General features: G+C 72.9%; 17 protein-coding genes and 1 pseudogene. 12 read left to right on the top strand and 6 right to left on the bottom strand.

Annotated elements, in window-relative coordinates:
• Positions 1-94: 94 nt before the first annotated feature.
• Entirely contained in the window at positions 95-2203 is a 2109-nt protein-coding gene (gene glgX, locus IE308_RS07630) for a glycogen debranching protein GlgX (protein WP_110632118.1), read from the bottom strand.
• Between the two features lie 193 nt (positions 2204-2396).
• On the opposite strand from glgX, the gene IE308_RS07625 reads away from it, so the two are divergent.
• From IE308_RS07625 to IE308_RS07610, 4 genes are all read left to right on the top strand, one after another.
• Complete coding sequence (locus IE308_RS07625) at positions 2397-3236, top strand: Tat pathway signal sequence domain protein (protein ID WP_190217108.1); 840 nt, start codon at positions 2397-2399, stop codon at positions 3234-3236.
• 61 nt (positions 3237-3297) lie between these two features.
• The gene (locus tag IE308_RS07620) at positions 3298-4617 is read left to right on the top strand and encodes a copper amine oxidase (RefSeq protein WP_190217107.1); all 1320 of its coding nucleotides are present in this window, start codon (positions 3298-3300) and stop codon (positions 4615-4617) included.
• 101 nt (positions 4618-4718) lie between these two features.
• A complete protein-coding gene (locus tag IE308_RS07615; RefSeq protein ID WP_110632127.1) occupies positions 4719-5957 on the top strand; it encodes a DUF5919 domain-containing protein in 1239 nt (412 codons plus the stop codon).
• Positions 5958-6064: 107 nt separating this feature from the next.
• Positions 6065-6787, top strand: a complete 723-nt coding sequence (locus IE308_RS07610; RefSeq protein ID WP_190217106.1) for a 3'-5' exonuclease — start codon at positions 6065-6067, stop codon at positions 6785-6787.
• Between the two features lie 45 nt (positions 6788-6832).
• Here IE308_RS07610 and IE308_RS07605 read toward each other — a convergent pair whose 3' ends face one another.
• On the bottom strand, positions 6833-7816 hold the full coding sequence (locus tag IE308_RS07605) for a DMT family transporter (RefSeq protein WP_190217105.1): 984 nt from the start codon (positions 7814-7816) through the stop codon (positions 6833-6835).
• A gap of 94 nt (positions 7817-7910) precedes the next feature.
• On the opposite strand from IE308_RS07605, the gene IE308_RS07600 reads away from it, so the two are divergent.
• Positions 7911-8849 carry a LysR family transcriptional regulator gene (locus tag IE308_RS07600; protein WP_190217104.1) on the top strand — a complete coding sequence of 313 codons (939 nt, stop codon included), beginning with the start codon at positions 7911-7913 and terminating at the stop codon, positions 8847-8849.
• 1 nt (position 8850) lies between these two features.
• Here IE308_RS07600 and IE308_RS07595 read toward each other — a convergent pair whose 3' ends face one another.
• Positions 8851-9714, bottom strand: coding sequence for a phosphotransferase enzyme family protein (locus IE308_RS07595; protein ID WP_190217103.1), 864 nt, complete (start codon positions 9712-9714; stop codon positions 8851-8853).
• A gap of 167 nt (positions 9715-9881) precedes the next feature.
• Between IE308_RS07595 and IE308_RS07590 the strand changes: the two genes are divergently transcribed.
• From IE308_RS07590 to mgt, 4 genes and pseudogenes are all read left to right on the top strand, one after another.
• Positions 9882-10817: a carbohydrate ABC transporter permease gene (locus IE308_RS07590; protein ID WP_190217102.1), complete on the top strand. Its 936-nt coding sequence runs from the start codon at positions 9882-9884 to the stop codon at positions 10815-10817.
• Positions 10814-11647: a carbohydrate ABC transporter permease gene (locus IE308_RS07585; RefSeq protein ID WP_190217101.1), complete on the top strand. Its 834-nt coding sequence runs from the start codon at positions 10814-10816 to the stop codon at positions 11645-11647. Before IE308_RS07590 ends, IE308_RS07585 begins: the two co-directional genes overlap by 4 nt.
• Complete coding sequence (locus IE308_RS07580) at positions 11647-12918, top strand: ABC transporter substrate-binding protein (protein WP_190217100.1); 1272 nt, start codon at positions 11647-11649, stop codon at positions 12916-12918. Before IE308_RS07585 ends, IE308_RS07580 begins: the two co-directional genes overlap by 1 nt.
• A 45-nt stretch (positions 12919-12963) precedes the next feature.
• Positions 12964-14197: pseudogene (gene mgt, locus IE308_RS07575) on the top strand (macrolide-inactivating glycosyltransferase).
• A 6-nt stretch (positions 14198-14203) separates the two neighbouring features.
• Here the strand turns inward: mgt and IE308_RS07570 are convergent.
• Positions 14204-15184 (bottom strand): hypothetical protein, encoded by a 981-nt coding sequence (locus IE308_RS07570; protein WP_190217099.1) that lies wholly within the window; start codon positions 15182-15184, stop codon positions 14204-14206.
• 118 nt (positions 15185-15302) lie between these two features.
• Entirely contained in the window at positions 15303-17555 is a 2253-nt protein-coding gene (locus IE308_RS07565) for an MMPL family transporter (protein WP_110632154.1), read from the bottom strand.
• Between the two features lie 230 nt (positions 17556-17785).
• On the opposite strand from IE308_RS07565, the gene IE308_RS07560 reads away from it, so the two are divergent.
• The 3 genes from IE308_RS07560 to IE308_RS07550 all read left to right on the top strand — a co-directional run bounded on the left by IE308_RS07560 (position 17786) and on the right by IE308_RS07550 (position 19672).
• Complete coding sequence (locus IE308_RS07560) at positions 17786-18334, top strand: DUF1697 domain-containing protein (protein ID WP_190217098.1); 549 nt, start codon at positions 17786-17788, stop codon at positions 18332-18334.
• A gap of 62 nt (positions 18335-18396) precedes the next feature.
• Positions 18397-18993, top strand: a complete 597-nt coding sequence (locus tag IE308_RS07555) for a TIGR03086 family metal-binding protein (RefSeq protein WP_110632159.1) — start codon at positions 18397-18399, stop codon at positions 18991-18993.
• A 55-nt stretch (positions 18994-19048) separates the two neighbouring features.
• Positions 19049-19672, top strand: a complete 624-nt coding sequence (locus tag IE308_RS07550; RefSeq protein ID WP_190217097.1) for a mycothiol-dependent nitroreductase Rv2466c family protein — start codon at positions 19049-19051, stop codon at positions 19670-19672.
• A 10-nt stretch (positions 19673-19682) separates the two neighbouring features.
• Here IE308_RS07550 and IE308_RS07545 read toward each other — a convergent pair whose 3' ends face one another.
• Entirely contained in the window at positions 19683-21002 is a 1320-nt protein-coding gene (locus IE308_RS07545) for an MFS transporter (protein WP_190217096.1), read from the bottom strand.
• Positions 21003-21056: the final 54 nt, after the last annotated feature.

Raw genomic sequence — 21056 nt, 5'->3', positions numbered from 1 at the left:
GGCCGCTTTTCGTGTCATCCGGCTCGGCCACCCGCGCACGCGCGCGTGGCCGTCCGGACAGGCCCGGGGCGCCGAGGCACCCCGGGCAGCGGGGCTATGCCGGCCGCATCAGCACGGTCATGCTGCGGTCCACCAGCGTCAGCCGGTCCCCGGCGTCCACCTTGACGCCCGTGCCCGTCGGGACGCCCTCCTCCAGGGAGGTGTCGACGACCACCTGCCACTGCCGTCCGTGGTCGACCGGCACGACGAACTCCAGCGCCTTGGGCGAGGCGTTGAACATCAGCAGGAACGAGTCGTCCGTGATGCGCTCCCCGCGCGGGCCGGGCTCGGAGATGGCGTTGCCGTTGAGGAACACCGTCAGCGCCGACGCGGGCGCCGACTCCCAGTCCCGCTGCGTCATCTCCCGGCCCTCCGGGGTGAACCAGGCGATGTCCGACAGGTCGTCGTGGGTGCCCTCCACCGGCCGCCCGTGGAAGAAGCGGCGCCGCCGCAGGACCGGGTGGTCCTTGCGCAGCCACACCATCGCCCGCGTGAAGTCCAGCAGTGGGTGCCCTTCCTCGGGCCACTGCACCCAGGACAGGTCGTTGTCCTGGCAGTAGGCGTTGTTGTTGCCCTGCTGGGTGCGGGCGAACTCGTCACCGTGGCTGATCATGGGCACGCCCTGGGACAGCATCAGCGTGGCCATGAAGTTGCGCATCTGCCGGGCCCGCAGCGCGAGCACCTCCGGGTCGTCGGTCTCGCCCTCCTCCCCGCAGTTCCAGGACCGGTTGTGGCTCTCGCCGTCCCGGTTGTCCTCGCCGTTGGCGTCGTTGTGCTTGTGGTTGTACGACACCAGGTCGTGCAGGGTGAAGCCGTCGTGGCAGGTGACGAAGTTGATCGAGGCCAGCGGGCGGCGCCCGTCGTCCTGGTACAGGTCCGAGGACCCGGTCAGCCGGGAGGCGAACTCGGCGAGCGTGCGCGGCTCGCCCCGCCACAGGTCGCGGACCGTGTCCCGGTACTTGCCGTTCCACTCCGTCCACATCGGCGGGAAGTTGCCCACCTGGTAGCCGCCCTCGCCGACGTCCCACGGCTCGGCGATCAGCTTCACCTGGGAGACCACCGGGTCCTGCTGCACCAGGTCGAAGAACGACGACAGCCGGTCCACCTCGTGGAACTGCCGCGCCAGGGTCGCCGCGAGGTCGAAGCGGAACCCGTCCACGTGCATCTCGGTGACCCAGTACCGCAGCGAGTCCATGATCAGCTGGAGCACGTGCGGGGACCGCATGAGCAGGCTGTTGCCGGTGCCCGTGGTGTCCATGTAGTAGCGCGGGTCGTCCGTCAGCCGGTAGTACTGCGGGTTGTCCAGCCCCCGGAAGGACAGCGTCGGACCCAGGTGGTTGCCCTCGGCGGTGTGGTTGTAGACCACGTCGAGGATGACCTCGATGCCCGCCTCGTGCAGCGCCCGCACCGCCGACTTGAACTCCAGCACCTGCTGCCCGCGGTCGCCCCAGGAGGCGTACGCGTTGTGCGGGGCGAAGAAGCCGATGGTGTTGTAGCCCCAGTAGTTGTTGAGCCCCATGTCGACCAGCCGGTGGTCGTTGACGAACTGGTGGACGGGCATCAGCTCCAGCGCCGTCACCCCCAGCTCGGTCAGGTGCTCGATGACCGCCGGATGGGCGAGCCCCGCGTACGTGCCGCGCAGCTCCTCCGGCAGCCCCGGGTGGCGCATCGTCAGGCCCTTCACATGGGCCTCGTAGATCACCGTGCGGTGGTACTCGATGCGCGGCGGCCGGTCGTCGCCCCAGTCGAAGTACGGGTTGACCACGACCGACGACATCGTGTGCGGCGCCGAGTCCAGGTCGTTGCGCTTGTCGGGCGCGTCGAAGTGATAGCCGTAGACCTCCTCACCCCAGCGGATCGAGCCGCTGATCGCACGCGCGTACGGATCGAGAAGGAGCTTCGCGGAGTTGCAGCGCAGCCCGCGCTCCGGGGCGTACGGGCCGTGCACCCGGTAGCCGTAGCGCTGTCCGGGCATCACGCCCGGCACGTACGCGTGCCGGACGAAAGCGTCGCTCTCGCGCAGCTCGATCGCTGTCTCGGAGCCGTCGTCGTGCAGCAGACACAGCTCTACTCGGTCCGCGGCCTCCGTGAAGACCGCGAAGTTCGTGCCGGCGCCGTCATAGGTGGCACCGAGTGGATATGCCTCGCCAGGCCAGACCTGCATGGATACGACTCTTTCAGGTGTACGACGGCACGGGGAGCGCCTTCGGCCCGAGTCTCCCCGAAAGTGAGGGAACCACCTCCGTCTCACGTCCCTCTTACCGGGCGACCAGTCGGTAGCAACGGTACGTCCCTCGACCAGACGTACCAATGGGGCCTGCCGTGGCCCCTGGGACAGAGGGGGAACAGGGGGAGATGTGCGGACGATAGTCCACCGCCACCTGGGCAAGGTGGTGGCCGGGGCGGCCGTCGCGGTGGTGGGGACCGCCGCGATGGTCGCGATCACCCTGCCGGGCACGGCGGGCGCGGACGAGACCGGGGGATCGGCGCGGACGGAGCAGCGGGCCGCCGGAGGAGGCGCCCAGGGGGCGGCGAGCGGGCCGGGGGGCCCGGGTGCCGCCGTCGCGCCGGGCGTCGTCGAGCAGGCCCCGGCCGAGGGGAAGAAGGGCACCGGCCGCGACCCGCTGACCGACGACGAGATCGCCCGCGTCGAGTCCCTCGCGGTGGACCGGCGCATGGCGGCCGCCGCCGAGGACGTCGAGGGCGACCGCGGACCACAGCGGCTCGGCGTCGACCTCGCCGAACCGGCCGCCGACGAGCTCGACGACCCGCATGCCCCCCGGCGCGCGGTGGTGACCTTCTACGACTACCGGGCCGACACCCTCGTCACCCGGACGGTCGACCTCGACAGCGGCAAGATCGAGGCGACGACCACCCAGCACGGCGTCCAGCCGCCGCTGAGCGCCGCCGAGAACGCCGAGGCGGCCCGTCTGCTGATCGCCGACCCGCTCGGCGCCGGCCTGCGCGCGGACTTCAAGGACGCCACCGGCAAGGACCTCACCTCCCCGGACCAGCTGCTGCTCAACAGCGCCGTCTACCGGGCCGCGCCGGGCGCCCAGCCCGCCGTGCTCGACGCCTGCGGCACGCACCGCTGCCTGCGCCTGTTCCCGAAGGTCGTGAACGGGCCGTGGATCGACACCCGCCACCTGGTGATCGACCTCAGCGCCCGCAAGGTCGCCGCACTCGACCGCGGCTGACGCAGCCGCTCCGGCCCGCACCTCTCTTCGACCGCACCCCGCACAAGGGAGCCACTTCCGCATGCGTGCGAACCATCCCAGCCCTGCCCGCAGACGAACGGCGCTCGGCCTGTCCCTGGCCGCGCTCGCCGCCGCCGCGACCACCGGCGCGGGACCCGCCACCGCCGCGCCGGGCAAGGCGCCCGCGGCCCCCGCCCCCGCGTGCAGCGCCGCCTACCGCATCGAACAGAAACTCTCCACCGGCACCACCTGGCGCATGTGCTGGCGCTACGACACCAAGGCCGGGCTCGTCCTGGAGGACATCTCCTACCAGCCCAAGGGCGAGACCGCGCCCGTCAAGGTGCTGGCCAGTGCCCGCCTCGGCCAGATCGACGTCCCCTACGACGACGGCAGCGTCGAGTACGACGACCTGACCGGCTTCGGCTTCGCCCAGGGCCTCGTCAACCTCGCGCCCGCCGAGTGCCCCGGAGGCACCATCAAGACCGTCAAGGTCCAGGACGCCTTCTACTCCGACAACCCGAACATCAAGGGCCTGTGCGCCACCACACGCGCGCGTGGACACGCGTACCGGATGCAGGCCGACACCGGCAACCGGGTATATCAGGAACAGGGCAAGGACCTGCTCCTGTACACCGTCAACAAGGTCGGCTGGTACGAGTACATCACCGAATGGCGCTTCCAGGACGACGGCCTGATCAGCATGAACGTCGGCGCCACCGGCAGCCTCTCGCCCGGCGACTACGACGCCGGCGACGGCCGCGGCTGGCCCATCGGCAAGGGCGCCCGCTCCTACGCCACCAGCCACAGCCACAACGTGTTCTGGAAGCTCGACTTCGCCCTCGACGGCTCCCGCAAGAACCACGTCGAGCAGTACGACTCGCAGGTCAGCCCGCCCGCCCGCGGCCGGCAGGCACCCACGAACAAGACCACGCGGACCAACGTCACCAAGGAACTCGCCGGCGACGCGAAGAACATGCGCTGGTGGCGGGTGGTCAGCGACACCGGCAAGAACAAGGACGGCCACGCCCGTTCGTACGAGATCGTCCAGGGCGCGACCGCCAAGTACCCCGGCCGCGGCTTCACCCGGCACGACGTGTACTTCACCGAGTACACCCCGTGCGAGCAGTTCGCCAGCAACAACCCCGGCTGCGCGAGCGGGCATCCGCAGTCGGTGGACCGCTTCGTCGACGGGCAGACCCTCACCCGGCCCGTGGTCTGGGTGAACGTCGGCTTCCACCACGTCGCGCGCGACGAGGACCAGCAGCCGATGCCCGTCCACTGGCAGGGTTTCTCCCTCGCACCGCGCGATGTCACCGCTATGAATCCGCTCACTCCGCCGGCCCTCGCCGGTGAGAACGGGCAGCCACGACCGCGCAGTTGAGAAACGACCCGGCCCATCCGGCTGCGTCCCCGACCGCTTGCGGAGTACCCTTCCTTGATCGTTGAGACGGGAAGTCCGGGGGACTGGAAGGCGGTGCGCGGGTGGGCTCGGGAGGGCTGGAGCTGCCCCCTGGTGACGAGGGTCACGAGGGGAACTCCGCAGACGTCCCGCCCGGCACGGTGTCCCTGGCCAGGCCGATGGAGACCGGCTCCATCGGCCCGGAGCTGGACTGGGACGCCGACGCCTGGCGCGAGGTGCGCACCCGCGCCCAGCGCGCCGGCCGGGCCTACATCTGGCTGAACCTGGTCGAGCAGCGGCTGCGCGCCGTCGTCGCCGCCGTCCTGCGGCCCGTCTACGAACCCGTGCACGGCGACGACTGGGTGGTCGCCGCCGCCGGACCGGCCGGCCAGGAATGGGTCCAACGCGCCGTCGCCGTACGCGAGGTGAGCCGCCGCAAGGGCTATCTGCTCGACCCCGCCGACGACAATGTCATCAGCTTCCTGACCCTGCCCCAGCTGCGCGAGCTGATGGTGCAGCACTGGCCGTGCTTCGAGCCGTACCTGGAGGACCGCCGGGACGTCGAACTCGCCCTGGACGAGCTGGAGGTGACCCGCAACGTCGTCTCCCGCAACCGCGCCCTGTCCGAGGCCGTCCTCGCCCAGGCCGAGCGGGCCTCCGCCCGGCTGCTGGAGATGCTCGGCGCGGGCGGCGACGTGCCCTCCGCGCGCCGGCTGCCCACCGACGCGGTCGAGGACCTCGTCGGCGACCGGTACGCGGACGTCGTCGCCGTCCACTCCGACCGGGTGCGGCTGCTGCGCCAGTTCCCGGCCGAGGACATCTTCGGCGGCGCCCGCCGCCTCGACGCCTTCGGCATCGGGCTCAACCTGCTCGTGCAGAACTTCTCCGGGCGCCGACTGGTCCGGCTCGCCGAGGGCGGCTGCCGGGTGCGGCTGCTCTTCCTCAACCCCGCCTCCAGCGCGGTGAAGCGGCGGGAGCGCGAACTCGGCCTGAAGCGGGGCGAGCTGAGCCGCTCGGTGGAGATGAACATCCTGCACATGCGCCGGGTGCGGGCCCGGCTGCGCGACCCGGGCGCCTTCCAGATCCAGGTGTACGACGAGACGCCCCGGTTCACCGCCTACCTCGTCGACGGCGACGGCGCCGACGGCATCGCGGTCGTGCAGTCCTATCTGCGGCGGGCCCGCGGCATGGAGTCGCCGGTGCTGGTGCTGCGCAACGGCGACCGGGTCGTCAAGTCCGGCGAGGCCGACGAGGGCGGCCTGTTCGGCATCTACCGCGAGGAGTTCGAGCTGGCTTGGGCGGATTCGCGGCCGGTGTCCTGAACTGTCCCCTCGTCCGCGGCGGAAAGCGGAATCCCGGCGTCGGATTGTCAGTGGCGCATGCGAAGGTGGAGACCACTGGGGGACGCACCACCACGAAGGGGGACGCCATGGCCTGGCACCGCGAGCTGCTGATCGGCTTCGACCTGGAGACGACCGGGACGGACCCGCGCGAGGCGCGCATCGTCACGGGCGCCGTGATCGAGGTCAGGGACGGGCAGCCGCTCGGCCGCCGGGAGTGGCTGGCCGACCCGGGCGTGCCGATCCCGCCGGACGCGGTCGCGGTGCACGGCATCAGCAGTGAACGCGCGGCGGCCGAGGGCCGCCCCGCCGACCAGGTGGCCGACGCCATCGCCGACGTCCTGGCCGGCTACTGGCGCACCGGTGTCCCGGTCGTCGCCTACAACGCGGCCTTCGACCTGACCCTGCTCTCCGCCGAACTGCGCCGGTACGGCCTGCCGTCCCTGCGCGACCGCCTGGGCGGCCTGGACCCCGCGCCCGTCGTCGACCCGTACACCATCGACCGCTGGGCCGACCGCTACCGCCGCGGCAAGCGCAACCTCGAAGCGGTCTGCGCCGAGTACGGCATCGCCCTGGACGCCGCCCACGACGCCGCCGCGGACGCCCTCGCGGCCGCCCGTCTGGCCCGCGCGATAGCCGGCCGCCACCCCAAGATCGCGGCCCTCGGCCCGGCGGAGCTGCACCACCGCCAGATCGAGTGGTACGCCGAGTGGGCGGCGGACTTCCAGTCCTTCCTGCGCCGCAAGGGCGACCCGACGGCGGTGGTGGAGGCGGCGTGGCCACTGCGGGACCTGGCGGCCGGGGTGGTCTGACCGGGGGCCACCGGTGCCTCTGACCGAGCGTGTGGCCGACCGGACCTACCCGGGGCCCGCCTGGGCGGACGCGGGGGAGTTCCGGCGAGGTGCGTCCGGGGGTTCGGCCGGCATGCCAGGCCGAAGGGACGGTTCCTGCGGCATCCGTGCGGCCGCCGCGCCGCGATGGCGGCGTTCCACCGCCTGCCCCCAGTACGTGCCGGCGACCATGAGGGCCGCGCCCAGGGCGGTGAGCGGGGTGAAGCGGTCGCCGGCGACGGTGACGCCCACCAGCGCCGCCCACACCGGTTCCGTGCCCAGCAGGAGGCTGGCCCGGCTGGCGGAGGTGCGCTGCACCGCCCAGGTCTGCGCGAGGAAGGCGAACACGCTGCACAGCAGGGCGAGATAGAGCAGCTGCGCCCAGGTGGCGCCCGAGGCGCGGCCCAGCTCCGGCAGGTCGGCCGCGGCCACCGGCAGGAACAGCGCGGTGCCGACCAGCGTCTGCACGGCCGTCAGGTGCACCGGCCGTACGGCCCGCCGGGTGGTGAGCCGCCCCACCAGCGCCACGTGCCCGGCCCGCACCCCGGCCGCCGCCAGCATCAGCAGGTCGCCCGAGCGCGGCGCGTGGAAGCCGTTGCCCGACATCAGCAGGCCGACGGCCAGGACGCAGACCCCGGCCGCGGCGTAGAAGGCGGGAGGGAGGCCGCCCGGATGCCCGGACCGGTCCAGGAGGGGGGTGAGGACGATGGTCAGGCTGATGATCAGGCCCGCGTTGGCGGCGGTCGTGTGCGCGACCCCGTACGTCTCCACCACCAGCACCGCGGCCTGGGTCAGCCCCAGCGGCACTCCGGCCCGCAGCTCGTCCCGGGACCACCGGCTCCGCCCGGCCGCGACGAGACCGAGGCAGGCCAGAGCGGAGAGCGCGTAGCGGGCGAACAGGACGGTGAGCACGGGCAGGGCCGCCGCGGCCGTCTGGGCGGAGAGATAGCTGGAGCCCCAGACGAGCGCGACAAGCAGGAGTACCGCGTCGGTACGGCGGGTGTCGGTCACCCGTTCACGGTGCACCGGCGACGACCCTGAAGCCCAGCACCACTTCCTAAAACGATCTTTTAGCAGTCCTTCACTGTGCCCCTACACTGCGGACATGGACGAACGGCAGCTGCGGATCCTGCGGGAGCTGGGCGAACTCGGCAGCGTGACCGCGGTCGCCGAGGCGCTGCTGGTGACGCCCTCGGCGATCTCCCAGCAGCTGCGGCTGCTCCAGCGTTCCGTGCCGGTGCCGCTCACCGAGCGGCAGGGCAGACGGCTCGTGCTCACCGACGCCGGGCAGGCGCTGGCCGGCGCGGCGATCGAGGTGGAGGCGGCGCTGGCGCGGGCCAGGGGAGCGGTCGAAGGGTTTCTCGGCAGGCCGGACGGGGAGGTGTCGGTGGCGGCGTTCCACAGCGCCGGCGCGGCGTTCTTCCCGCCGCTGCTGCGCGCGCTCGCCGCCCCGGGCATGCCCCGGGTGGCCCTCGCCGACGAGGACGTGCCGCAGGAGGACTTCCCCCGGCTCACCCGGGAGTACGACCTGGTGCTGGCCCACCGCCTGGACCACACCCCGCCCTGGCCGCGCACGGTCACGGCCACGACCTTGCTGCGGGAGCCGCTGGACGTGGCGATGCCGGCGGGTCACCCGCTGGCGGCCAAGCGGCGGGTGACCCCGAAGGACGTGGCCGACGAACCGTGGATCACCGTGCACGACGGGTTCCCGGTGCTGGCCACCATCGAGGCGATCGCCGCGGCGGCGGGACGCCGGCTCCACCTCGCCCACCGCATCAACGAGTTCGCGGTCGTCGCGGAGGCCGTGGCCGCCGGCGGAGGCATCGCCCTGATGCCCCGCTGGACCATGCCCCGCCACCCCGACCTGGTCCTGCGCCCCCTCACCGGGGTCCGCGCCCGCCGCCACATCGACGCCCTCCACCGCCCGGAACGCACGGCCCGCAGAGCGGTCCGCACGGTCCTGACGGAACTGCGCCGGGCGGCGACGGTGATCCGGGACCGGGACGACGAAAGCATCGACACCAGCATCGACGCCCGGGACTAGCTCAGAACGGATACCACCGCACCGTCTCGTCCCCGTCCCGCAGCGACGCTACCCGTCGTTCGAACTCCGCCCGTGCCTTCGGGTTGCCCGGCGCGTGCTGGGCCACCCAGGCGCAGCTGGCGGTCTCCCGCGCCCCGCGCAGCACCGCGCACCCCTCCCAGGCGCGCACGTCCCAGCCGTAGGCCTCGGTGAAGGCGTCGTACTCCTGCGTCGGCAGGTCGTAGCGATCGTGGGACAGGGCCATGACGACCAGGTCGTGCTCGCGGAAGTCGGCGGAGAAGGTCTCCAGGTCGACCAGGACCGGACCGCCGGGGCCGATGTGCACATTGCGCGGCAGGGCGTCGCCGTGGATGGGACCCGGCGGCAGGTGCGGGGTGAGGGCGGCGGCCGCGGCCGCGAAGCCGTCGCGGCGCTCGCGCAGGTATGCCGCGTCCGCCGGGTCGATCGCGTCGCCCGCGAGGCGCAGCCAGCGCTCCACGCCGCCCAGCAGCTCGCGCGGCGGCAGCGCGACGGGCGGTGCGGGCAGCGCGTGCACGATCCGCAGCAGCTCCGCCAGGTCCCGCGGCCCGGCGGGCCGAACCGGATCGGGCAGCCGGTGCCACACCGTCACCGGGTGGCCGTCGACCAGCAGCGGCTCGGGCCGGGCGGCGCGCACGGCGGGCACACCGGCCTCTTCCAGCCACAGCGCGATGTCCAGCTCCCGCGCGGCCCGGGGCAGCAGTTCGGCGTCGCGGCCGACCTTGGCGACGAGGTCACCGGCGGCGAAGACCGCGTTCTCGCCGAGGGCCAGCAGCCGCGCCCCTCCGGCCGGGCCCGGCAGCACGTCCGCCGTGGCCAGCACCTCCCGCGCCCGTGCCTCGTCCATCCCGTCCGCCTCCGTGTCCTCATCCGTGGCCTGATCCGTGCCGTTGCTGAGCGGTCGTCGGTCAGTCTCGCATTCGCACAGGTCGGCCGGTGTGCGCGGCCCCTTGACGCACTCCCATGCGGTCACCACCATGACCATGCCAACCGGATCGCAAAGGGGCTGATTCCGTGACATCAGTGGCCGACGTGAAACGACCGGCCTTACCCGCCCCGCCCGCCCACCGCCCCGCCCGCTCCCTCGACCGCGGCGCCTGGTTCCTGGTCCTGCCCGCGCTGATCCCGATCCTCGTGCTGAGCGTCGGCCCGCTGCTCTACGGCATCCTGCTCGCCTTCACCGACGCCCAGTCGGGCCGGGCCGCGCCCACCCGGTGGATCGGCGCGCTGAACTTCCGGGACCTGCTGCACGACACGCTGTTCTGGGAGTCGTTCCGGATCGGCCTGGTGTGGGCCGTCGGTGTGACCGTGCCGCAGTTCCTGCTGGCGCTCGGCCTCGCCCTGCTGCTCAACCAGGACCTGCGACTGCGCTGGCTGGCCCGCGCCCTCGCGATCGTGCCGTGGGCCATGCCGGAGGTCGTCGTCGGCATCATGTGGCGGCTGGTCTACAGCCCCGACGCCGGCGTCCTCAACGAGACCCTGCGCGACCTCGGCCTCGGCGGCGGCCGCGACTGGCTCAGCTCCCTCGGCACCGCCCTGCCCGCCGTCATCGTCGTCGGCGTCTGGGCGGGCCTGCCGCAGACCACCGTCGCCCTCCTCGCCGGCCTGCAGAACACCCCGCGCGACCTGCACGAGGCGGCCGCCCTCGACGGTGCCGGAGCCTGGCGCCGCTTCACCGCCGTCACCTGGCCCGCCCTGCGCCCGGTCGCCCTCGCCATCACCGCGCTCAACCTGATCTGGAACTTCAACGCCTTCGCCCTGGTGTACGTGCTCACCGGCGGCGGCCCCGGCGGCCGCACCCGGCTGCCGATGCTGTTCGCCTACGAAGAGGCCTTCCGGTACGGCCAGTTCGGGTACGCCGCGGCGATGGGCTGCGTGATGGTCGCGGTGATCGCCGTGTGCCTCGCGGTGTTCCTGGCCGGCCGGCTGAGGGGAGACGACGACCGATGAGGACCCGCGCCGCCACCCGCGCCGGCCAGTACGCCGCCCTGCTGGCCTACCTCGCCTTCCTCTCCTTCCCCTTCCTCTGGCTGCTGTCCACCGCCTTCAAACCCCCGCGGGAACTGGGCAGTCTGCACCCCACGTGGATCCCCGAGCACCCCACCCTCGCCAACTTCCGGCAGGCCTTCGACGAGCAGCCCCTGCTGCGCTCCGCGCTCAACTCCCTGCTCGTCGCGCTCGCCGCCGCGCTGATCGCCGTATGCCTCGCGACGCCGATGGCGTACGTCATGGCCCGGCGCCGCACCCGGCTCGCGCGGGCCGCGAGCGGCTGGGTCGTGGTCAGCCAGGCCTTCCCGTTCGTCCTGGTGATCATCCCGCTGTTCCTCGTGCTGCGGAGCCTGCGGCTGATCGACTCCCAGGCCGGGCTGGTGATGGTGTACGTCGTGTGGGCGCTGCCGTTCGCCCTGTGGCTGCTCACCGGGTACGTCCGGGCCGTGCCCGTCGAGCTGGAGGAGGCCGCGGCCGTCGACGGCGCCGGGCGGCTGCGCACCCTGGTGTCGGTGACCGCGCCGCTGCTCGCGCCGGGCATCGCGGCGACGGCGCTGTTCGCGTTCGTCACCGCGTGGAACGAGTTCTTCTTCGCGCTCGTCCTGCTCAAGACGCCGGAGAAACAGACCCTGCCGGTGGTGCTGACCCGCTTCATCGGCGCCGAGGGCGTCGCCGACCTCGGCCCGCTGGCCGCCGCGGCCGTCCTCGCCACCCTGCCCTCGCTGGTCTTCTTCGCCCTCGTGCAGCGGCGGATCGCGGGCGGCATGCTCGCCGGGGCGGTGAAGAGCTGATGCGCCTGCGCCTCATCGCGATCCTCGTCCTGCTGCTCGCCGGCTGTGCCTCCCCCGACGGGGGCGGCGACGGCCGTATCGTGCTGCGCTTCCAGTCCCTCGCCTGGCAGGACGACTCCGTCCGCGCCACCAAGGAGCTGGTGCGCGAGTGGAACGCCACCCACCCGGGCGTCACCGTCCGGTACGTGCAGGGCAGCTGGGACTCCGTCCACGACCAGCTGCTGACCTCCTTCGAGGGCGGCGAGGCACCCGACATCGTCCACGACGCAGCCGACGACCTCGCCGACTTCGCCCACGGCGGCTACCTCGCCGACCTCACCCGCCTGCTCCCGGCCCGCCTGAAGGCGGCCATCCCGCGGCGCAGCTGGGACACGGCCACCTTCGAGGGCCGCGTCTACGGCGTGCCCTTCCTCCAGGAGCCGCGCGTCCTCGTGGCCAACGCGACCTGGCTGCGGCAGGCCGGCGTGCGCATCCCCACACCCGAACACCCCTGGACCTGGCCGGAGTTCCGGCAGGTGACGAAGGAGCTGAGCGGCGGCGGCCGGTACGGCGTGGCCTGGCCGCTGAAGGAGCCCGTCTCCGCGACGCTCAACCTGTCGCTGTCGGCGGGCGGCCGCCTCTTCCACCGCGGCCCGGACGGCAAGGTCGCCATCCGCTTCGAGGCGGCCGACGAGATCGTGCCCCGCACCGTGCGCGACCAGCTCGCCGCCGACGGCAGCGCCCCGCGCACCACGCTCGGCAGCGGCGGCTCGGACACCCTGCCCGGTTTCTTCGGCGGCCGGTACGCCATGGTGCCGCTCGGGTTCTCCTACCGGCAGCAGATCGCCCAGCAGGCCCCGAAGGGATTCAGCTGGCAGGTACTGCCCGCCCCGGCCGGCGCCGGCGGGCTCACCCAGGGCGTCAGCCCGCAGACCCTGTCGATCGCCCAGGACAGCCCGCACAAGAAGGAGGCCGCCGCCTTCCTGGACTTCCTGCTCCAGCCGCGCAACATGGTCCGCCTCGCCCTCGGCGACTGGATGCTGCCCACCGGCACCGAGGCGCTGAAGGACCCCGCCCTGCACACCGCCCGCGACGGCTGGGCGACCGGCACCGCCCTCGCCGCCCACCTCACCTCGGCGCCCGCCCAGTCCGTCCGCGGCTATCCCGAGTGGAAGGACAAGGTCGCCACCCCCGCCTTCCAGGAGTACTACAGCGGCGCGATCGGCCTCGACGAGCTGCGCCGCCGCCTGGAACGCGACGGCAACCTGGTCCTCGCCCGCTACCAACGCTGAGAGGAGCCGTTCAGAACCAGCACTGAGAGGAGCCAGTCATACAAGTTGCACGAGACGTCTCGTCTCGTCTAGCGTCGGGGGCATGACCCGTCGCGCGCACATCGCCATGTTCTCCATCGCCGCCCACGGCCATGTGAACCCCAGCCTGGAGGTGATCCGCGAGCTCGTCGCGCGCGGCCACCGCGTCACCTACGCCGTCCCGCCCGCCCTCGCCGGCAAGGTCGCCGAGACCGGTGCCGAGGTGAAGCCCTGGACCTCGATCCTGCCCGCCCCCGACGACGACCCGTCGGCCTGGGGGACCACCCTCCTCGACAACGTGGAGCCGTTCCTGGACGACGCCGTGCAGGCGCTGCCCCAGCTGACCGAGGCCTACGAGGGCGACGAGCCCGACCTCGTGCTGCACGACACCGCCTCCTACCCGGCCCGGGTCCTCGCCCACCGCTGGGGCGTCCCCGCGATCTCCCTGGCGCCCCACATGGTGGCCTGGGCGGGGTACGAGGAAGAGGTGGCCACCCCGATGTGGGAGGAGCCGAAGAAGACCGAGCGCGGCAAGGCGTACTACGCCCGCTTCCAGGCCTGGCTGCAGGAGAACGGGATCGATCTGCACCCCGACGACTTCGCCGGCCGCCCCGCCCGTTCGCTCGTCCTCATCCCCAGGGCGCTCCAGTGGAACGCCGACCGGGTCGACCCGGACGTGTACACCTTCGTCGGCGCCTGCCAGGGCGACCGCGAGGCGGAGGGCGGCTGGCGGCGCCCCGCCGGTGCCGACAAGGTCGTCCTGGTCTCGCTGGGATCGGCCTTCACCCGGCAGCCGGCCTTCTACCGGGAGTGCGTACGGGCCTTCGGCGACCTGCCCGGCTGGCACCTCGTCCTGCAGATCGGCAAGCACGTCGACCCCGCCGAACTGGGCGACGTACCGGCGAGCGTCGAAGTGCGCGACTGGGTACCGCAGTTGGCGGTCCTGAAGCAGGCCGACCTGTTCGTCACCCACGCCGGCGCCGGCGGCAGCCAGGAGGGGCTGGCCACCGCCACCCCGATGATCGCCGTACCGCAGGCCGCGGACCAGTTCGGCAACGCGGACGTGCTCCAGGGCCTCGGCGTCGCCCGGCACCTGCCGACGGCCGAGGCGACCGCCGAGACGCTGCGCGAGACGGCCCTCGCCCTCGTCGACGACCCGGAGGTGGCCCGCCGGCTGAAGGAGATCCAGGCGCAGATGGCGGAGGAGGGCGGCACCCGGCGGGCGGCCGACCTCATCGAGGCCGAACTGCCCGCCGGCTGACCCCGCCTACAGGTACGCGGGGTCGAGGATCCGCGCCTTGTACACGACGGGGCCGCCGCCCGTCTCCAGGGCGCGGGCCCCCGCCCGGTTGAAGTGGACCCACTTGGTGCCGAAGGCGCTGCCCCCGTCGGCGGCGCCGGTCCACATCTCCTCGCCGGAGGCGTGCCGCACGAAGGACTTCACATGGTGGCGGCCGTAGAGCAGGGTGACCTTCTTGGTGGTCTTGTCGTAGCCGTACACGCCGTTGGTGTCGGTGAACAGCAGGCGGCCCGGGCTGGTGTAGTCGGGCTGGAGGTCGTGGCCGCGGGTCACCTTGACCCGGCGCCCGGGATCGGCGACGAGCTTGGCCGAACTCGCCGTCGTCACGATCCGGTACGCCTGGAGGACACTCCCGCCGATGATCCACATGCGCTCCAGCTGCGGGTCCCACAGCAGCCCGTGCGCCTGGTGGAAGTCGAACTGCTGGGCCTTGACCAGGGACCGGCTGGAGCGGTCGGTGGGCCGGTACACATAGATCCTGCCGCCCTTGGTGGCGCCGCCGTCACCGCCCGGCGCCGGGCCCCTGCTGCGGCCCGCCACCACCACGACACCGGTGCCGGGCGCCCGTTCGACGGAGTGCAGATAGGTGCCGAGCGACGCCGACCACAGCAGCTTGTTGTCGCTGCGGCGGCGGATGCTCGCCACCCCGCTGTCCCGGGTGCCGGTCGCGACCAGCAGGATCCGGCCGTCCGCGGACGTGTCGCGGACCCGGTGCTCCATCGGATGCCCGCCGGAGGGCTTGAACGACCACTTCACGTTCGCCCGGGTGAACGGCTTGGTCCGGGCGAACTGGTAGATCGTGCCCGAGGTGACGTCCCCCAGCAGTACGTCGAACGCCGCGGGCGCCGCCTCGGCGGTGCCCGCCGTCAGCAGTCCCGCGGCCGGTGCCGCGACCGCGCCCGCGAGCACACCGCGCAGCAGCGCGCGCCGGTCCATGGTGCCGTCCATGTGCTGTCCCCCCCCGAGGTGACAGATGGTCAGGTGGTGCGCCGGTCGGCCATGAGGACGTGCCACGGGGCCCGCCGGTTCCCGAAGGAGCCGGACGGGCCCCGCAACGGACGCGGGTTCAGACCCGGACGGGCTCGCCCCCGCTCACCTCCTGCGCCTCGATCGCCTCCGGTGCCTCGTCGTGGGTCAGGTCCGGCAGCCGGTGCAGCCACTTCGGCAGGTACCAGTTGCGCTCACCGAGCAGCGCCATCACCGCCGGCAGGAGCACACCGCGGATGACCGTCGCGTCGATGAGCACGGCCGCGGCCAGGCCCACGCCCATCTGCTTCATCGACTGCATGGACAGCGTCCCGAAGATCGCGAAGACGGCGACCATGATGACGGCGGCACTGGTGACCACCCCCGCCGTGGTGACCACGCCGTGCGCGATCGCGTCCTTGGTCGTACGGCCCCGCAGCCGCGCCTCGCGCACCCGGGACACCACGAACACGTGGTAGTCCATCGACAGGCCGAACAGGATCACGAACAGGAACAGCGGCAGCCAGCTGACGATCGCGCCGACACCCTCCGCCCCGACCAGCGAGGCACCCCAGCCGTGCTGGAAGACGGCGACGAGGATGCCGTACGCGGCGCCCACCGACAGCAGGTTCAGCAGGATCGACGTGATCGCGACGGTCAGCGACCGGAACGACAGCAGCATCAGCAGGAACGCGAACACCACGACGAACGCGAAGACCGGGACGACGGAACCGGCGAGCTGGTCGTTGAAGTCGTGCGACCCGGCGACCTGCCCGGTGATCGGCGCCTGCACGCCCTCCACCCGGCCCAGCGTGGCGGGACGCACCTCGTCCCGCAGCTTCTCCAGGCTCGCGCCGGCCTTGTCCTGGTCGGAACCGCCCACCAGGGGGACGTACACGAAGGCGACGTTCTGCGCGGCGTGCGTCTTGATCTCGACCGGGCCGCGCGAGGCGCCCGAGGAGACCGCGCGCTCCTTGAACGCGGCCAGCGCGTCCTGCACCCGCGGATCGTCGATGTCCCGTGCCCGGACGACGACCTCGGCGGGCTCGGAACCGCCGGGGAAGGCCTCGTTGACCCGGTTGTACGTCTGCACGATCGGCAGCGAGTCGCCGAACTCCTGGTCCAGCGTGAGCTGCTGGGTCTTCATGCCGAGCGCGGGCGCCGCGATCGCCGCCAGCGCGCCGACCGCCACCACGACCGAGACGACCGGACGGGCCAGCACCCCGCGCAGGACCGTGCTCCAGATCCGGCTGCCGCTCTGCGGGGACGCCCTGCGCGCCCGCCGGCGCAGGAACGGCAGCCTGCCCTTCTCGACCCGCTCGCCCAGCAGGGACAGCAGCGCGGGCAGCACCGTCACCGAGCCGACCATCGCCACGGCCACCACGATCAGCGACGCCAGGCCCATCGCCTCGAACTCGGCGAGACCGGTGAAGAGCATGCCCGCCATCGCCACGCACACCGTGACACCGGAGACCACGATCGCCCGGCCGCTGGTCGCGGCGGCGATCCGCAGCGCCGTCCGCGCGTCCCGGCCCGCCGCCCGCTCCTCGCGCTCACGGCGCAGGTAGAACAGGCAGTAGTCGACCCCGACCGCCATACCGACCAGCAGCATCACGGAGTTGGCGGTGTCGCTCATCGGCATCACATGGCTGACGACGCCCATCAGACCCATCGTCGCCATGATCGCGGTGATCGCCAGCAGCACCGGCAGCAGCGCCGCCACCAGCGCGCCGAAGGCGATCAGCAGGATGCCGAGGGCCACCGGCACGGCCGAGAACTCGGCCTTCTGGAAGTCGTCCCCGAAGGCGTCGTCGAACGTCTTCATCATGCTCGCGCCGCCGATCTCCTCGATCCGCAGCGTGCCCGCGTGCTCCTTCTGCACCCCGGCGACCGCGTCCAGGACCGGCTGCACGCGCTCCCCGGCGGTGTCCGACGCGCCGCGCATGTCGAACTGCACCAGCGCGCTGCGCCCGTCCTTGGAGACCGTTCCGGTGTCGTACGGCGAGGTGACGTCCGTGACCGCGCCGGTCTTCCGCACCGCCCGCACGACGTCCCCGACGGCCTGCCGGAACTCCCCGTCGGTGGCCTTGAGCCCCGTACCCTTGGCCTGGATCAGGACCGTCTCACTGGCCGGCTCCTCGATCCCCGCGTCCTCGATGATCTTCGCGGCGGTGTGTGTCTCGCCCTTCAGCTGGTCGCTGTCCTTGACGTCCACCCGGCCCGCCGCCGAGCCCAGCCCCATCGCCAGGACGACGAACAGCACCCAGATGCCGACCGCCGCCCACCGGTGCCGGGCGCTCCATCCGCCGGCCCGCGCGGCGAGTCCCCGTACCCGCGCCTGTGAACTTGCCATGACGGGCCTGCCCCCCTTGACTTCGGTGGCGACCCCCTGCCGCCACCCTTCACATCGACGGTAGGGGCCGGATAAAGCCATCTCGTCGTGCTGCCCGGTGACCTGTCGCCGACCCGGCTCCTCCGCTCGGCCCCCCGCGCCCTCCGCACTGAGGAGGACCCTGCCCCCTACACCTACCGGCGGCCCTCGGGGACGGTGATCGGGGACGGTCGACCGCCTAGGGTGGGGACATGACGACGATGTACGCCGCCCTGCTGCGCGGGATCAACGTGGGCGGCAGCCGCAAGGTCCCGATGGCCGACCTGCGTGCCCTGCTGGAAGGGCTGGGCCACACGCGCGTCCGCACCTACCTCCAGAGCGGGCAGGCCGCCTTCGGGGCCGAGCGGGGTGACGAGGAGTCCCTCGCCGCCGGGCTGGCCCGGGCGATCGAGAAGCGGTTCGGCTTCGCCGTCGACGTGCTCGTGCGCGACCACGCCTACCTCGCGGCGGTCGCCGACGCCTGCCCGTTCCCGGCCGACACGCTGGAGCCCAAGCAGCTCCACGTCACCTACTTCTCCGCGCCCGTCACCCCCGAGCGGTTCACGGAGATCGACCAGGTGGCCTTCCGGCCCGAGGAGTTCCGCCTCGGCGACCGCGCGCTGTACCTGTACGTCCCCGACGGCCTCGGCCGCTCCAAGCTCGCCGAGGTGCTCTCCCGGCCCCGCGTCACCAAGGGCCTGATCGCGACCAGCCGGAACTGGAACACCGTACGGAAACTGGTGGAGTTGACCGAGGAGTGAGCCCGGCCGCCGCCGTCGCGTTTGTTCAAGAACCCGCGGCCGCCGCTGCCTAGCGTGGGGGCATGACGTACGACACGACCTTCCCCCTCCTGACCGAGTGCGCCGCCGAGGCGGCCCGCGTCGCGCGCGGTGTCCCGGCCGGCCGGCTGGACGAGCCGACCCACTGCGCCGGCTGGGACGTGCGCACCCTGGTCAACCACTGGGTCCTGTACACCTCCCACGGCCTGGAGCACCGCGCCCGCCGTATCCCGCTGCCCGAGGAGCTGACGGCCCGCGACTTCACCGCCGACCCCGACTGGGCCGAGGCCTACGCCGGCCAACTGGAGCGCGCGCTCGACGCCTGGCGCGATCCGGCCGTGTGGGAGGGCGAGATCGACCTCGGCTCCATGGCGCTGCCCGCCGCCGAGATCGCCGCGCTGATCGTCAAGGAGCTGGCGGTGCACGGCTGGGACGTGGCCACCGCAACCGGCCAGGAGTTCCGCGTCTCCGAGGACGCCGCCCGGTTCCTCCTCGGCGTCGTCGAGCGGCACGCCGAGATCTACCGCCGCTACGACGGCTTCGCCGACCCGGTCCCCGTCCCCGAGGACGCCCCCGCCTTCGCCCGGGCGCTCGCGGCCAGCGGACGCGACCCCCGGCAGCCGGCCCGAATGGACCAATGAAAAGGTGCATCAGTGGACCGGGACACCGCCCCAATCACCGCCTAACGTCGGCGGTATGACGACGCCGACCACCTCGCCCACCCGCGTGGACCTCTACTTCGACCCCGCCTGCCCCTTCGCCTGGATCACTTCCCGCTGGCTGCTGGAGGTCGAACGGCAGCGACCGCTCGACCTGCGCTTCCGGGCGATGAGCCTCTACCTGCACAACACCGGCAACGACCTGCCCGACTGGTACCGCGAGCTGGTCGACAAGTCGATCGGCCCGGTCCGGGTCGCCGTGGCCGCCGCCGAACGCCACGGGGAGAAGGTGCTGCGCGACCTGTACACGGCGTTCGGCACCCGCATCCACGAGCAGCGGCAGGAGGACTACGACACCGTGGTCGCCGAGTCCCTCGCCGAACTCGGCCTCCCCGCCGAGCTGGCCGCCGCCGCGCACGACCCGGCGTACGACGACGCCGTGCGCCGCAGCCACGAGGCCGGCGCCGAGCCGGAATCCGGCGGCTACGTCGGCACGCCGACCCTCCACGTCGACGGCACGGTCTGGTTCGGGCCGGTGCTGCGGGCCGTCCCACGCGGCGAGCGCGCCGCCCGCCTCTTCGACGGCTTCCGGGTACTGGCGGCCGACCCGGACGTCTTCGAGGTGAAGCGGACCCGGACCGGAGGACTGTCGTTCGCCTGACGGGCCGGGATCAGGCCGGCTCGCCCCGCCACGCCCCGTCCCGGCGGGCCCACCGCACCGCCGGGGCCACCGCCAGGCCCGCCACCGCGAACAGCACGCCCAATGCCGCCCAGCCCACCGAGCCGTGGGCGATCGCGGTGACGGTCACCAGGGCCGGGCCGGACATCATGCCCGCCGACATGCCCGCCCCGAAGACGCCCTGGTAGACGCCGTGGGCGCGGGCGTCGGCCAGTTCGTAGCCGAGCGTCCAGCCGCCGGCCGCCGACAGCACCTCGGCGAAGACCTGCACCACCGCGCCGACGGTCAGCGCCACCACCGCCCACACCGGGGACAGGCCGGCCGACAGCGCGTACACCGCGCAGGACGCCGCGAGCAGCAGCCCCGCCCAACCCATCGCCCGTACCGCGGAGGGGACTTGCGAGGCGCGGCGGGCCACCCGCACCTGCAGCAGCGCCACCAGCACACAGTTGACGATCATCAGCAGGGCCGCCGTCCAGCGCGGCGCGTCCGTGCGCTCCACGATCCACAGCGGCAGCCCCACCTCGGACAGCGAGTACTGCACGACCAGCACGGCGTTGAGGACGGTCACCGCGAGGAACGGCAGGTCCCGCACCGCCCGCCAGCGCTCCGCCGCAGGCGCGTCCGCGTCCAGCGGCGCCCGCTCGGCCACGTGCGGTGCCAGCGGCAGCCGCGGCAGCAGCAGTGCCGGACCCGCGAACGACACCGCGTTCACCATGATCACCGTCACGTACGCCGACTCGGTGTCGATCTGCAGCGCGACCGCGCCGAACACGCCGCCGATGCCCATGCCGACGTTCACCACCATCCGCAGGTACGCCCGCGCCTCCACCCGCGTCGCCGCCGGCAGCACATCGGCGTACAGCGCGCCCTGCACACCCCGGCTCGCCATCTGCAGCCCCGTCGCGCACACCACGGCGAGCAGGAAACCGGCGTAGGAGTCCACCAGCGCGTACGCCGCCGTGGCCACCCCGGTGCCGCCCCACAGCAGCGCCCCCACCCGCCGCGCGCCCCACCGGTCCGCCGCCCGCCCGGCCGGCACCCCGGCCGCCACGCCCGTCAGGCCCGCGACGGTCAGGCCGATGCCGACCGCGGTCGCGTCCAGTCCGACGACGCGCGTGAAGTACAGGACGCCCAGCGGGAAGTAGAGACCGTTGCCCAGGGCGTTGACGAGCGTCAGGACGCTCGCCAGCCGCAGTGCCGGATCGGCGGGAAGCAGTCCGGCCGCGCGGGTGGCGCGGCGCGGGGTGTCGGGGCGGGGGGTGTCGGGGCCGCTCTGGCCGGGGGCGGGGGACACGGGTGTCGTGGTCATGCGACAAGCCAACCCGGCCTCCCCATGGCGCCGACAATGATTTAGCGTGGCGCT

This window comes from Streptomyces griseosporeus, assembly GCF_014656055.1.
GTDB classification, from domain to species: domain Bacteria; phylum Actinomycetota; class Actinomycetes; order Streptomycetales; family Streptomycetaceae; genus Streptomyces; species Streptomyces griseosporeus.
Note: the sequence above shows the minus strand (reverse complement) of the source record. Positions and strands in the feature narration are given on the sequence as shown.